Annotated in this window: 14 protein-coding genes and 1 pseudogene; 7 read left to right on the top strand and 8 right to left on the bottom strand. The window is 39.5% G+C overall.

Features of this window, described 5'->3' with window-relative positions:
• The first annotated feature begins 4 nt into the window (after window positions 1-4).
• Window positions 5-490, top strand: a complete 486-nt coding sequence (locus KP710_RS06850) for a hypothetical protein (protein ID WP_215771026.1) — start codon at window positions 5-7, stop codon at window positions 488-490.
• A gap of 141 nt (window positions 491-631) precedes the next feature.
• Here the strand turns inward: KP710_RS06850 and KP710_RS06845 are convergent, their stop codons facing one another.
• The 6 genes from KP710_RS06845 to KP710_RS06820 all read right to left on the bottom strand — a co-directional run bounded on the left by KP710_RS06845 (window position 632) and on the right by KP710_RS06820 (window position 6,944).
• Window positions 632-874, bottom strand: a complete 243-nt coding sequence (locus tag KP710_RS06845) for a tRNA delta(2)-isopentenylpyrophosphate transferase (protein WP_215771025.1) — start codon at window positions 872-874, stop codon at window positions 632-634.
• A 120-nt stretch (window positions 875-994) separates the two neighbouring features.
• On the bottom strand, window positions 995-2,449 hold the full coding sequence (locus tag KP710_RS06840; protein ID WP_215771024.1) for a hypothetical protein: 1,455 nt from the start codon (window positions 2,447-2,449) through the stop codon (window positions 995-997).
• Window positions 2,410-3,528, bottom strand: a complete 1,119-nt coding sequence (locus KP710_RS06835) for a TniQ family protein (protein ID WP_215771023.1) — start codon at window positions 3,526-3,528, stop codon at window positions 2,410-2,412. The genes KP710_RS06840 and KP710_RS06835 overlap by 40 nt, the downstream gene beginning before the upstream one ends.
• Window positions 3,486-4,379 (bottom strand): TniB family NTP-binding protein, encoded by an 894-nt coding sequence (locus KP710_RS06830; protein WP_215771022.1) that lies wholly within the window; start codon window positions 4,377-4,379, stop codon window positions 3,486-3,488. The genes KP710_RS06835 and KP710_RS06830 overlap by 43 nt, the downstream gene beginning before the upstream one ends.
• Window positions 4,379-6,292, bottom strand: a complete 1,914-nt coding sequence (locus tag KP710_RS06825) for a TnsB C-terminal domain-containing protein (protein WP_215771021.1) — start codon at window positions 6,290-6,292, stop codon at window positions 4,379-4,381. Before KP710_RS06825 ends, KP710_RS06830 begins: the two co-directional genes overlap by 1 nt.
• On the bottom strand, window positions 6,285-6,944 hold the full coding sequence (locus KP710_RS06820; protein ID WP_215771020.1) for a TnsA endonuclease N-terminal domain-containing protein: 660 nt from the start codon (window positions 6,942-6,944) through the stop codon (window positions 6,285-6,287). Before KP710_RS06820 ends, KP710_RS06825 begins: the two co-directional genes overlap by 8 nt.
• A 162-nt stretch (window positions 6,945-7,106) precedes the next feature.
• Here KP710_RS06820 and KP710_RS06815 point away from each other — a divergent pair.
• Window positions 7,107-7,778: pseudogene (locus tag KP710_RS06815) on the top strand (ATP-binding protein); the annotation flags it as partial.
• Between the two features lie 33 nt (window positions 7,779-7,811).
• Here the strand turns inward: KP710_RS06815 and deoC are convergent.
• Entirely contained in the window at window positions 7,812-8,483 is a 672-nt protein-coding gene (gene deoC / locus KP710_RS06810; RefSeq protein ID WP_048953412.1) for a deoxyribose-phosphate aldolase, read from the bottom strand.
• Window positions 8,484-8,593: 110 nt separating this feature from the next.
• Between deoC and KP710_RS06805 the strand changes: the two genes are divergently transcribed.
• From KP710_RS06805 to rfaC, 5 genes are all read left to right on the top strand, one after another.
• Window positions 8,594-9,097 (top strand): protein disulfide oxidoreductase, encoded by a 504-nt coding sequence (locus KP710_RS06805; protein ID WP_048953418.1) that lies wholly within the window; start codon window positions 8,594-8,596, stop codon window positions 9,095-9,097.
• Window positions 9,098-9,149: 52 nt separating this feature from the next.
• Window positions 9,150-10,076 carry an ADP-glyceromanno-heptose 6-epimerase gene (rfaD, locus tag KP710_RS06800; RefSeq protein WP_005636304.1) on the top strand — a complete coding sequence of 309 codons (927 nt, stop codon included), beginning with the start codon at window positions 9,150-9,152 and terminating at the stop codon, window positions 10,074-10,076.
• An 85-nt stretch (window positions 10,077-10,161) separates the two neighbouring features.
• Window positions 10,162-11,202: a lipopolysaccharide heptosyltransferase II gene (gene waaF / locus KP710_RS06795; RefSeq protein ID WP_215771018.1), complete on the top strand. Its 1,041-nt coding sequence runs from the start codon at window positions 10,162-10,164 to the stop codon at window positions 11,200-11,202.
• Window positions 11,199-12,104 carry a DMT family transporter gene (locus KP710_RS06790; RefSeq protein ID WP_215771017.1) on the top strand — a complete coding sequence of 302 codons (906 nt, stop codon included), beginning with the start codon at window positions 11,199-11,201 and terminating at the stop codon, window positions 12,102-12,104. The genes waaF and KP710_RS06790 overlap by 4 nt, the downstream gene beginning before the upstream one ends.
• Window positions 12,101-13,057 (top strand): lipopolysaccharide heptosyltransferase RfaC, encoded by a 957-nt coding sequence (gene rfaC, locus KP710_RS06785; RefSeq protein ID WP_215771016.1) that lies wholly within the window; start codon window positions 12,101-12,103, stop codon window positions 13,055-13,057. Before KP710_RS06790 ends, rfaC begins: the two co-directional genes overlap by 4 nt.
• Window positions 13,058-13,100: 43 nt before the next feature.
• Here rfaC and KP710_RS06780 read toward each other — a convergent pair whose 3' ends face one another.
• The gene (locus KP710_RS06780; protein ID WP_215770739.1) at window positions 13,101-14,324 is read right to left on the bottom strand and encodes an MFS transporter; all 1,224 of its coding nucleotides are present in this window, start codon (window positions 14,322-14,324) and stop codon (window positions 13,101-13,103) included.
• Window positions 14,325-14,348 lie beyond the last annotated feature (24 nt).

The raw sequence follows: 14,348 nt of genomic DNA, 5'->3' as shown, positions 1-14,348 counted from the left end.
AATAATGAAAGATACATCACTTAACGTTGATTTACGTAAAATGTCCTATGAAGATTTTAAAGAGTTTATGAAAGGACTAGCTACACTTTATTCAGAATCTACCTTTGATTTTAGTGTTATTTCTTTGAATAAATCTTTGAGAAACATCGCCAAAAAGATAGAACAACCAATATATAACTTATTTACTATTTATGGTGCATACGAAATCGCAGATAATCAAGTGGTATTAGCCGTTTTTGATATAGCTTTCAATTTTGATGACGATGAAAGCGAAGAAAATGAAAGACCTAAAGTAGAAGTGAGATTTGCAGAAGATACTACTTGTTTACGTTGCCCGATCAGTGTAAGAAGTTTACTTACTCAATCAGATTATGTATCACGAGCAGAGCAAGCCTTTCCTCGCATAATGGAAGAAATGCTCTTAGAAAAAGAGAAAGAAAGACGAAAAGGAAAGCCAAAGCCAGCACCTATCACATTTACTGATGAATAAACATATATTGTTAGATCTAACTTATTAAACTAAAATGCCTTTAACTTTAATCGGTTAAAGGCATTTTTAGGCATAGTAGAAAAAATTAAGAAAGTCATTAAAATGGATAAATAGCCGTTCTTTCTATTCTAATTTTCCTTATTATAAAGAAAAATTAATCCTAAAAAGTTCTTTATCAATTTCTCTATTTATCCGAAACAGCTTCCGCCATTCGCTTAGATAACGTTTCTCAAGTCGATTTCCTTTGATGATGGCAAGCTGCCTGTCAAACCGTCTTAAAATGTGCGGTATAGTGGCAAATGCGATCATCTCATCGGTTTTCTGTTCTTCCTCAAGCCATTGTTTAAATTGAGCTTTTAAGGTTGAGTTTTTTGTACTGTTCATGGTTTTCTCCAGTTAGTTGATAGATTGATAACTGGACGACACCTTAACAGTTAAGTGATTTTTGTCGAGAAATGTGTTTCAATTTTTCGAGCGAGATCGCAAAAATAACATTTTTTCTCGTTAAAACTGCGGTTTTATACGCAGATAGATGTCTTGTGGAAGGAAACAATCCTTCGTCTTATCACGGTAATAAGCCACGCCATCTAATAGTAAAATCGCATCAAGTTTTGGCTTTTTGATTTCGATACCATGCAAGTTATATAGCACAACATAAACTAGCTCCATTTGTTCCGTAGCGGTTAATTCTGTTTGCTTGTAGAGTTCCACTAAACGTTGCGAATAACGCTTTTTGAGCCGTTTAGCTTTCATCTGTTGAATAAGTTTGCGGTCAATGCCTAACTCGCGGTGATATGCCGATTTCAGGTGATTGATAAACCCTGTAATTGCCGCAATTTGACCTGTTTTCTCGCTCAAGTAATGGTTTAACTGTTCCTGTGTAGGATAATCTGTTATCGCTTGAGAGCTAATTAAGTCGATAGCAGGTTGCAAAGCTAATCGTACCGATTTAAGCGAAGTTTTACCGCTATCAAAGCGTTGTTGTAACATCTGATAGTAACTTGCGATACAAGGCACCGATTCTTTCAATTTATTGAATAATGCTTGTATGCGTTCCAATTCAGCTAAATCGTCTTTTAAGGCTTCATCTATAACTATTTGATGAGTATCAAGTAACCAACGTAACACGGTTAAATTGGCACGCAAACCGTTTGGCTTAAAGTGCGTAACCAATTCTGCATAATCAGGGATTTTCTGCCAAATATCATCACAATCAATGAAGAAACGCATAAAATCCGAACCTTTATGCAAAGCAACGCTAATACCGCATTTTCGCATATACCAAAAAATGAATTTCTTGTAGGCGGTTTTTACTGCCTTATTGCGAAAAATATGCACATTTAAGCGAATCATATTGAATAATAGGATTCGTCTTGCACAATCAGGGCAGACCTTGCCGTAACCTGATGGCATTTCACCTTTGCATTTGGGGCAACGTGAGAGAAGTTGTTCATCACATTTCTTGCACAACTGCTTTTCTTCATTGTGAATCTTGCGATAACGACGACAGTTCTTGCAAGTGCCAAAGGTATATTTACGGTAGCAAGATAAACATACAGATTCATTCGTAACAGGTGAACGGTATCTATCGCGTGTCATTTTACCACATTCTGAACATTCTTTTTCTTCACGGAAGTAGCGAACGCACGCACTGCATACTGCTCCGTAAGGGCTTATCATACCGACTTCAAAAGTGCCAGCTACCTTACCACAACGCACGCAATCCGTCTTTCTTTCACACTCAAGGCAAAGTTCACCACTACGATGAATACGTTTAAGTTGTCCGCACCCTTTGCATACTTTCTTTTTAAACCATTGGGCGTAGCAATTCGCGCAATAGTATTCCTCTTGGAATTTGCGTTTTACTGGACTTTTGCCACAAATAGAGCAGCTATTTTGAGAGCGAATGTGAGTAATGTTCATACTGCGATTTGTAACTGTCGTTTTAGTCGTTCCCATTGACGGTTTAGACTTAAAACAGAACTATTTTTTGAACTACGCAGAGAGGCTTTGCGTGTTACTGTTTTGCCTTTTAAAGCGTGTTTAAAGAATGTTTCAAGCTCGATTGGGTATGTTTCAAAAGCAAAGGCTTTTTGTGTGATACCACTTTGTTTTATTGCCTGAATAAGCGTTTCACGTGGCATTTGAAGTATTTTAACCGCATTAACGATTAAATGCTTGCGTTCTTCAACTGGAAGCACTTCAAAAGCAAGTGCGGTTTTCGTTTGGCATAATGCCGTTTGAGAAATACCGAGCTGCTCAACAAATCTTGCTATTGCGTGAGAGGGTTTTACCATAGCAGCACGACGAATAAGATTGATAAAGTAGCGTAATATCGCAAAGTAAGCTTGGGCGTTTACTTGTTGCTGAAAATAATATCCTGAATCAGTTTTAAATACTTCATCAAGTAACATCAAGGCTTCTTTTTCCACTTCGGTAAGTTTTTCACCTGCTACGGATAAACGCTTACCGCAGTGATGGCAATGGTTAAGCTGTCGTTTATCCGCTGAAAGCAAATGCGGTTGATAAGGTTCGCCACAATGAGGGCATTTTGTTTCAAGCAATGCGCGATGTTTCAAACAGCCAAAATGCCACGCTAAACGCCATTCATTACGCAAATAAGGGGTTTCTTCTAAACAACAAGCACAATACGGTTGACCGCTACGATATGAGCGATTTCGAGAACTTCGCGGAAGTACCCATTTGGCTTGACCTTTTAACAACGTCTGTTCACCATTAATCGGTTTTAAGACTGAATAAAGCGAATGACAAGTTAAATCAATCTGTCTATTCAAGGATAATTCCGTTATATCTGCATAAATCTGCGGTGCTATCGGCTCGAATCCTCTGTCTAAATCAAGCGTCCATAAACGCCACTTATCCCAATAAAAGCCAGTAAAAATGATAGGCTCCGTGCCACAATCTAATGCTGCACGAATAAGCCATGAACTAATACTTTCGTTTGGGTAAAGTGATGTTCGGATAACACCTGATTTTACCCGATAATTTTTCGGAAGCCCTGTGTTGGTTGTACCCATGCGTTATGCTCAATAATATCTAAAGTGATTTGCTCTGTACCTGTGTTGATGGCTTCAACAGCACAAGCGGTTAATAAGCGATGTACATTCCCTAAATTACCACCTGAAATCGTATGGATTCGGGTTGCTAATTCAGGCGATTGAAGGTTAGAACACTTCTTCAAAGGCAAAATACCTTGAAACTGGAATAATAGTTTTTGAAATTCCTTATCCAGCTTCCATGTTGGTAACTCGGCAACATCAAAACGGCTCGCGTGTTGAGGGTCGGTATGTAGTACCCGAATGGCATCACGCGTACCTACACCCACAATCGGAATTTGCAGCTCATTACACAGCATCTTAATCGCATTCATTACTTGCCGTTGCTGACGTGGTGTGCCAACCAATAAGGAATGGAACTCGTCAATAATCAGCATTTTTACTTTGAACTCGCGGAATAAATGAATTGTTTGATAACGCAATTTAGCGATACTATCCGTTGCCCGATAGGGAATGTAAAAACGCTCCAATAATGAAATATAAAGCTCCTTTTCATTCGCACTAGGTGGTGCTTCCGCTAAGATAATAGGACAATTACCATCAGCCTTTGAATCGACAAAAGGTGTTCCATGTAAATTATAAAAATGGCGTATTAACGTGGTTTTTCCATTATTCGAATCCCCAACGACTAATAAATTTAACATACGAGGGCGTTTGGGTTTATGCATCAAAGAAACCAAATTATCAATAATCTTATTCGCAACGGCATAACCTACCCAACGTGGTTCATCTAAAAATTCAATTCGCTCTTGATTACTTGCCGTTACTAAATGACGAAATTTTTCGTGAATATGCTCATATTGCTTTTCCATTATTCAATCTCTCCAAACGTGAAATCATCATCTAAAAGCAAGTTAGAAGTAGGTTGTTTAATTTGCTCTTTTGGTTTGCTTTCGGGTAATGCTGTTGGAATAACCACTTTACTTTTCGCATGGACTTTCTGCCGTTGAGCTTGTCGTCGTGCTTTTTTCGTACGTTGTGCCGATTGTTCAACCAAATCACGCATTTCAGTTAAAGCATCGTGAATTTGTTGTGAGTGAATAAGTTTTTCATCTTTATCTTTCAAGAATTGGCGAACCTGTTTGTATTCCCAAATACTCATATCAGGTAAGGATTGGTCTGCAAACGGAATAGGGAAATAACGCTTCAATTTTGGATCGTAGAACCAAATTTTCCCGATATTTCGTGGGTCGCGACGGAATAAAAATTCCTTACTTTTACCTTTTTCATCTGAATCGTTGATATACATATTCAACGCAGCATCATAGTAACGTAAGCCATCAATGGTTACACCATTATGCTGAATAGTTCGTTTCTCACTTGGCAAGAAATCAAGTAGTAACGTTTGTTCATCAGCAGGCATTTGATGATAACCTCTACCAGCATTGTTACCATCACCAAAAATTCCTAATCGCCATTTTTGAACTGGCGACATACCTAACGCAGAATGAGTGCGTTTGTGATACACATTTACGATGTAATTGATTAACCACGTTTCAAATTCATCTAAAGTCATCACCGCTTCGGCTTCTGATTGATAAGTATCTTTCTCTTTTATATTAGAGAACGTTGTTCCACTTAAACCGTGAACTTCTTTCATAAAAGTACCGATTACACGCTCAATGTGTCCACCAAATTCAGGGCGACCAACAGGGCGGAATTCAAGTGTAATACCGTGCATTTGACAAGACTTCGATAAATCCAATGAACGGAAATCTGCACCATTATCAACGTGGATCTTATTGGGATAACCAAATACCGACCATTCACCTTTTACATTATGGTCGAGTAGCAAACGTTCTTTCGGCAAAATACTACGAGCGATACACATTGCAACTGATGTTACTGATGGTGCATCAAGTGACAGGTAGTACCCTGTAATCATTCGGCTATACACGTCCATTGCCAATGTTAAATAAGGTCTGCCAATCGGCTTACGATATTGGTTATCGACAATAATTAGATCGACAGGTGTATGGTCGATTTGAATAACACTTAAAGGGTGATCCGCATTCGGGAAACTATTTGGCTTCGGTGTGAATTTGTTTTTCGCTTTTTCCTTTTGTCCGCGTTTACGCAACTTTTCTTCTTCTGAAATATTTGAAAGGCGTAAACTAATTGTGCGACGACAAGGACTTGGAATGCCTTTTTGACTTGCCACACGCTGCACTTCACGAATGGTTTGCTCCATTGTTGGACGTTGCTTGTGTAAATAAAACTCGTTAATTACGCTCGCTACCAGTTCATCTTGCTCTTTGGTTAATCGTGAATTGCCTTTCGACCAACCGCGTTTACGTTCGACTAATCCTGCAACAGAACCGAGTGCGTTATATGCGTTTAACCAACGATATAAACTGCGTTCGCTTACGCCTAATTCCGCTGCACGTTCCTTAATTGGTTGATCTCTTTCCAATAACGGCTTAATCATTTCATAGCGTTCAAGTGCCTTTTCCCAATATTCATCACTGATTTCACTTAAATCCACCGATAAATCTTCTCGCTCGTTGATTTTCACGTTTTCAAGCTGATAAATACTGGTAATTTTGCATTGGCGCGTATGAAGGTTTCGGATCAAGACTTGTGCATTTTCATCAAGATATTCCACCAACTCATATTGCTCGCCGTCCTTGCGGTTTATATAAACGTTGCCTTTCTTTAAAATAATGCGTTCACGCGTTAATTTTGGGTGATGGCGTGGGTGAATGAAGTTAGCTGAATTAGTCATAAAACCCCCATACTTCGGTAAATTCGGTGATTGGCTCAAACCAGTTGCAGGTTAATTGTTTATTCACCAATAAATGATAGATGATACGAAGTCCTTGTCCTCGATAGAGTGAGCCGCCAAAGAAACGCGCCAGTAGGCAATCAATGTTAGTTATACCCATTAATTCCACTTGAGAAAGTACCGCTTGAATATCTTCAGGATCGCATTGCAAGCGTTTGTAGCGTTGTAGAAAATGAATGTTGAGAAAAGCGCTATGATAGATTTTATCTTCATCATAGATATGAAAGACACAATCGTTCTGTTTAGCAAACGCCATTGCTGTTTTCCATTTTTCTTTCCATTCTTTCCAATGTGCCTGCCATTGTGATTTTGGCTTAACTTCAACCAAAAGTGAGCGTCGTCCGTCATTAAAACGAATCAGATAGTCGGGCGTGTAAGGATAAGTCATACCATTTTTTACAAACAGTATGCGTGCAGGTTGTGCAATGATTTCCTCTACCGATGGAAGGTAAGTGAAATAAAGCAAAAAATCTCGTTCAAGAGTAGATTCGTAAGGTATGCTTATTCCCTCTCTGAAAGGAAGATAGCCTGATACGCTAAAGCGTGTGGGTTTGATCTTACGAACTTGTTTAAAAGTTTGTTCTGTTTTCATAAATAATTTGACTGCTATTTATATATTTTAGAATAATTTGAAAGCTATTCGCATAGTTTCCGCCTTGAAATAGTATCTTTAAAGGGTAAAAAAATAGGCTAAAGCCTTATTCCACTGTTCTAGGTTTTGCCTATTATGCCACTTATTTATAGATTTAACAGCGGGACGATCCCAAAACCTGGTGAAATATCCTTAGCAACAAATGGTGTGCTTTTTCTTGATGAACTTCCAGAATTTGAGCGAAAGGTGTTAGATGCACTACGTCAGCCTTTGGAAAGTGGTGAGATTATTATTTCTCGTGCTAATGCCAAAATCCAATTTCCAGCTCGTTTTCAATTGGTGGCAGCGATGAATCCAAGTCCCACAGGCCATTATACCGGAACACATAACCGCACTTCACCCCAGCAAATTATGCGTTATTTAAATCGACTTTCAGGGCCATTTTTAGATCGTTTTGATTTGTCTATTGAAGTGCCTTTATTGCCACAAGGCAGCTTACAAAATACCGGCGATCGTGGCGAAACCAGCGCACAAGTACGAGAAAAAGTGTTAAAAGTGCGTGAGATTCAAATGGAAAGATCGGGGAAAATTAACGCTTATTTGAACAGTAAAGAGATTGAACGTGATTGCAAGTTAAGTGATAAAGATGCCTTTTTCCTTGAAAATGCGCTGAATAAACTAGGGCTTTCTGTTCGGGCTTACCATCGTATTCTGAAAGTTTCTCGAACCATTGCCGATCTACAAGGAGAACAACAAATTTCTCAACCGCACTTAGCGGAAGCTTTGGGATATCGAGCTATGGATCGTTTGCTACAGAAATTATCGAATATGTAAAAACGCGTGGTGAGGATACCACGCGTGAAAGGATTAGTAAGTGCTTTGGGTATCTTGCGTTCCGCTAATAATTGCAATGCCAGCGCTTGCACCAATGCGAGTCGCACCCGCTTTAATCATTGCAAGTGCAGTTTCAGTATCACGCACACCACCTGATGCTTTAACACCAATATTGCCGACTGTTTGTTTCATCAATGCAACATCTTCTACAGTCGCACCGCCTTTATTGAAACCTGTTGATGTTTTAACAAAAGCCACACCGATTTCTTTACAAATTTCACAGGCTTTCACTATCTCATCTTTAGTGAGCAAACAAGTTTCTAAAATTACTTTTAATGGCGTGCCATTACAAGCATCAAATACAGCTTGAATATCCTGTTTTACGGCATTCCATTTTTGCGATTTTATCCAACCTACATTAATCACCATATCAATTTCATTTGCACCTGATTTAATGGATTCTTGTGTTTCAAATACTTTGACAGAGGTTAAATTAGCACCCAAAGGGAAGCCAACTACGGTGCAAATTTTTACATTTGATCCTGTAAGTTTTTCTTTAGCGAGTGGAATATAACCAGAATTGATACATACAGAATAAAATCCGTGTTCAATCGCTTCATGACAGAGTGTCAAAATATCTTGTTCATTTTTTTCTGCGGTCAGTGCGGTGTGATCGATATATTGAGCAAGTTGATTCGGTGTCATTATTTTCCTCCTTTTATTTATGTTTTACCTATTGTAGCAAAAATCCCTTATTTTTGACTGTGGTTTTATGCTTGATTACAATCATCTCAATGCGATAAGGAATAAAGAAAATGAAGATTAAAAAACTACTTAAGAATGGATTATCCCTCTTTTTAACTTTTATTGTGATGAGTAGCATACTGGATTTTGTTCGTCGCCCTGTGGTACCAGAGGAAATAAATAAAATCACGTTACAAGATCTTCAAGGGAATACGTTCTCTCTTGAAAGTCTTGATCAAAATAAAGCGACGCTGCTTTATTTTTGGGGAACTTGGTGTGGTTATTGTCGCTATACTTCGCCAGCAATTAATTCTTTAGCGAAAGAAGGCTATCAAGTTGTATCGGTGGCGTTACGTTCAGGTAATGAGGCGGACGTAAATGATTATTTAAGTAAAAATGACTACCACTTCACTACGGTTAACGATCCTAAAGGGGAATTTGCAGAACGATGGCAAATTAATGTAACGCCCACAATTGTGCTGTTGAGTAAAGGCAAAATGGATCTTGTTACGACCGGCCTCACGAGTTATTGGGGATTAAAAGTGCGGTTGTTTTTCGCAGAGTTTTTTGGCTAAGCGGTAGAAAATCTATTACAATACGCAGACTTATTTTAAAGAGGACAGAATTATGATTATCGTAACAGGTGGCGCAGGTTTTATTGGCAGCAATATTGTCAAAGCATTAAATGATTTAGGGCGCAAAGATATTTTAGTGGTAGATAACTTAAAAGATGGCACAAAATTTGCCAATTTAGTTGATTTAGATATTGCAGATTATTGCGATAAAGAAGATTTCATTGCTTCTATTATTGCGGGCGACGAATTTGGCGATATTGATGCAGTATTCCACGAGGGGGCATGTTCTGCGACTACGGAATGGGATGGCAAATACATTATGCACAACAACTACGAATATTCTAAAGAGTTGTTGCATTATTGCCTTGATCGCGAAATTCCTTTCTTTTATGCCTCAAGTGCAGCAACTTATGGAGACACCAAGGTATTCCGTGAAGAACGTGAATTTGAAGGTCCGTTAAATGTTTATGGCTATTCTAAATTCTTATTCGACCAATATGTACGCAACATTTTGCCAGAAGCAAAATCGCCAGTATGTGGTTTCCGTTATTTCAATGTTTACGGGCCGCGTGAAAATCATAAAGGTTCTATGGCGAGCGTAGCATTCCACTTGAATAACCAAATCTTAAAAGGCGAAAATCCAAAATTATTTGCAGGCAGCGAACACTTCCGCCGTGATTTTGTTTATGTGGGCGATGTGGCTGCAGTGAATATTTGGTGTTGGCAAAATGGTATTTCTGGTATTTACAACCTTGGTACAGGAAATGCAGAAAGTTTCCGTGCGGTGGCTGATGCAGTAGTGAAATTCCACGGTAAAGGCGAGATTGAAACTATTCCATTCCCAGAGCATTTGAAATCTCGTTATCAAGAATATACTCAAGCAGATTTGACTAAACTTCGCTCAACAGGCTACGATAAACCATTCAAAACAGTCGCGGAAGGCGTGGCTGAATATATGGCGTGGTTGAATAGAAAATAAACCGTAGGTTTGCCTACTTCCCATCAACAAAGTGCGGTTAAAAATCTCGGTATTTTTGACCGCACTTTTATCTGAAAGACAGAAAATGAATATTCTAATTATTGGCCCTTCTTGGGTTGGCGATATGATGATGTCGCACAGTTTGTACCAGCAACTGAAAATTCAATATCCAAACTGCAATATTGATGTGATGGCACCGAATTGGTGTAAGCCTTTGCTTGCGCGAATGCCAGAGGTGTGTAAGGCGATTGAAATGCCATTAGGGCACGGGGCCTTTGAATTGGGAACGCGTTATCGTTTAGGAAAGTCTTTGCGTGAACAATATGATATGGCGATTGTTTTGCCTAATTCATTGAAATCTGCGCTTATTCCTTTCTTTGCAAAAATTATCCATCGTCGTGGTTGGAAAGGTGAAAGCCGTTATATTTTATTGAATGATTTACGAGCCAATAAAAAAGATTATCCAATGATGGTGCAGCGTTATGTTGCATTAGCTTTTGAAAAAAATTCTGTACCAAAAGCCGATGATATTCCTATCTTGAAACCCTATTTGACGATTGAGCCAGCGCAACAAGCTGAAACCTTAAAAAACTTTGAAAAACAGACCGCACTTTTAGGCGAACGTCCGATTATTGGTTTTTGTCCTGGCGCAGAATTTGGCCCAGCAAAACGTTGGCCACATTATCATTATGCTAAATTAGCAGAAATGTTAATTACCCAAGGCTATGCAGTGGAATTATTTGGCTCTGCTAAAGATGAACCTGTGGGCGAAGAAATCCGTCAAGCGCTGCCAGAAGCGTTGCGTGAGTTTTGTGTCAATTTAGCAGGAAAAACCAACTTAAGTGAAGCCGTGGATTTAATTGCAAATTGTACGGCAGTCGTGACCAATGACAGTGGTTTAATGCATATTGCTGCTGCAGTAAATCGTCCATTGATTGCACTTTATGGACCTACTAGCCCGCAATATACGCCGCCACTTTCGGATAAAGCGACGATTATTCGTTTAATTGAAGGTGGATTGATTAAAGTCCGTAAAGGCGATAAAGAGGGCGGATATCATCAAAGTTTGATTGATATTACGCCGGAAATAGCATTAGAAAAATTAGAGGCATTATTATCAAAATGAACCCTCTACGCATACATTTACAATTAATTGGAATGGTGATTTTATGGGGCGCCTCTTGGCCTTGGGGGCGAGTGGTTGCCCAAGCTATGCCGACATTTATTGCTTCAAGCGTGCGCTTTTTTTTCGCCATTATTCCACTCATTATTTGGCTATATGCGGCGAATCGTTTCAAATATGCTAAACAACTGCGACCTAATCAATGGGTGGGGTTATTGTTAACTGCTTTGCTGGGGATCTTTGGTTATTCAACTTTCTTTATTTGGGGTTTGAAATATGTTCCAGCTGGGCAAGGAACGATGATCGTTGCCTCTAATCCTGTCTTTACGATGTTTTTTGCGATTTTATTATTTAAAGAAAAATGGAATCGTTGGGTTGTATTAGGGATGATTATTGCGATTAGCGGTTCTTTGTTAGCTATGACAAAAGGGAATCCAACTAATCTCTTACAAAATTTTGGATTCGGTCAAATGTTATTGCTTTGTGCTTTAGTTTGCTGGGTTGCTTATACTTTATTGGCTCGTAAAGTATTAATCGGAATTGATTCTCTCACCGCTACCACGATTTCTTCTACTTTTGGTTTTTTCATGCTGACGTTGGCAACATTATGGACGGAAAGTGCGGAAGATTGGGCAACCGTATTTCAATTAAATGGATCGCAATGGTTTAGTTTACTTGGTCTTGCATTTGGTGCAACGGTATTGGCTTATGCATGGTATTTTGATGGTGTGAAACACTTAGGGGCAGGCAATGCCTCGGCTTATATTATTCTTGTGCCGATTTTAGGCATTTTATTCTCTGCCGTTTGGTTGAATGAACAAGTGGATTCCTCCTTAATTATTGGGGGCATTTTAGCCGTATCTGGGCTTGGGATTATGCACTGGGGAAGAAGGTTAATTAAATGAAAGTATGCGTGATTAAGACTTCCTCTATGGGGGATGTTATCCACACTTTGCCTGCCTTGACTGATGCACAAAAGGCGATTCCTAGTTTAAGTATTGATTGGGTGGTGGAAGAAAACTTTGCAGAAATTCCACGTTGGCATTCCGCCGTAAATCGCGTGATTCCTATTGCTTTGCGCCGTTGGCGTAAATCGCCTTTTTCCATTCAAACAATAAATGAGTGGAAAAATTACCGCACTTTGTTGCAGGATGAAAACTATGATGCGGTAATTGATGCGCAAGGGCTCATTAAAAGTGCTTTATTTGCAACTCGTTTCGCTCAAGGTGTGAAACATGGCTATGATCGTCAAAGCATTCGAGAGCCGCTAGCATCTTTTTTCTACGATAAAAAATATGCTATTCCTTATCAACAGCATGCGGTGGAACGAATTCGTCAGCTTTTTGCTCAAAGTTTAGGTTATGAATTACCTCAAGTTCAGGGCGACTATGGTATTGCTCGCCATTTTCTTCATCAAACTTCAGAAAAAAACTATGTGGTATTTATTCATTCTACAACTCGGGCAGATAAGCATTGGGAAGAATCTGAGTGGCAAAAATTGGTTGAAAAAATTACCGCACTTTCTGATTACGAAATTCGCTTGCCTTGGGGAAGTGAACAGGAAAAAGCGCGAGCAGAGCGTTTGGCTCAAGCTCATTCTAATGTGATCGTGTTGCCTAAGTTAACTTTAACGGAGCTTGCAAAACAGCTTGCGAATGCAAAAGCCGTAGTGTCGGTGGATACAGGCTTGGCGCATTTAACTGCCGCCTTGGATAAGCCCAATATTACGCTTTATGGCGCAACGGATCCTAAATTGATTGGCTGTTATGGTAAAAATCAGCATTACTTATCGGCAAGTTCAATGAAAGAGATTTCAGCTGAACAAGTATTCTTACAATTGCTTACTTTTATTTCATAAAAAATGCTCGCACTTGGCGAGCATTTTTATCTTTTATATTTTCTTAGTCTAAGGCTTTACCTTTTAATTCAGGGATTAAGAAAATTGTCGCTAACATATCAATTACGTAGATAATCGCAAGTAGGGCGATGGCAGTTTGGAAGGAGTATGCGAGCACAACTGCGCCCACAACCACAGGTCCAAATCCCCCTACGGCACGACCAATATTGAAAAGTACGTTTTGTGCGGTTGCTCGAGCTTCTGTTGGGTAGGCTTCTGCCATCAATGCACCGTAACCGCCCATCATTCCGTTCACAAACATACCTAAAAATGCCCCAGCAAGAAGCATGATGTCAGGATCGGTAAGTTGTGAGTAAACCACGATACTTATCACCGCGCCTAATTGGAAAAGTAAGAAACTTGGTTTGCGTCCGATGCGGTCAGCAAGTTGTCCGAAAATCCAAATTCCAGCCATCATGCCACAGACGGTAACGGCTGTCCAAAGTCCAGATTTAGTTAAACTGAATCCAAGTTGTTTTGATAAGAAATTAGGTAACCAAATCATAATGCCGTAATAACCGAAGTTTTGTACGGAGGTGAGTACGACGATACCAAGACTAATTTTGCTCGTGGCTTTATCTTTCATAAGAAGCTGAAATGAACGTAATTTATCAGTAAAACTGGATTGCGTTGAAAGTGCGGTTTGTTTTTGAGTGAAAATTTCAGGTTCGTGTAGATGAGAACGTAAGAACCAAGCGACAAATGCAGGGAAGATACCTACTAAGAACATTCCACGCCAGCCAATATGCGGGAGCAATAATGGTGTAAGTAATGCGGCACCTAACACACCAGCTTGCCAACCTAATGCAACATAAGATGCTGCTTTAGCTCGGTGGCGTGCGGGCCATGCTTCGGCTGCTAGAGCCATCCCAATTCCAAATTCACCGCCTAATCCAATACCAGCAATTGTGCGATAAATCAGTAAGTCCCAATAACCTTGCGCAATCGCACATAAACCAGTAAACACCGCAAAGAGAAGAATAGTCCAAGTAAGCACGCGTACACGTCCGTATTTATCGCTTAATGCGCCAAATAAAATGCCGCCAAAAACTGCGCCAATCAGTGTCCAAGTTACGAGAGATCCACCTTGGGCTGGTGTTAGATTTAAGTCTGCAGAAATTGCGCTAAGCATGAAACCTAAAATGAGAAGATCGAAACCGTCCATTGCATAGCCGACGGCAGAGCCAATTAAGGCTTTCCAGACATAACTGTTTACTTTGTTTGTCATGATGTGTCCTTTTGTTACTCGCAG

Source organism: Haemophilus sp. SZY H35 (assembly GCF_018829705.1).
Lineage (GTDB): Bacteria > Pseudomonadota > Gammaproteobacteria > Enterobacterales > Pasteurellaceae > Haemophilus > Haemophilus haemolyticus_K.
The sequence above is the reverse complement of the archived record's forward strand: the minus strand, read 5'-3'. Positions and strand labels throughout refer to the sequence as shown.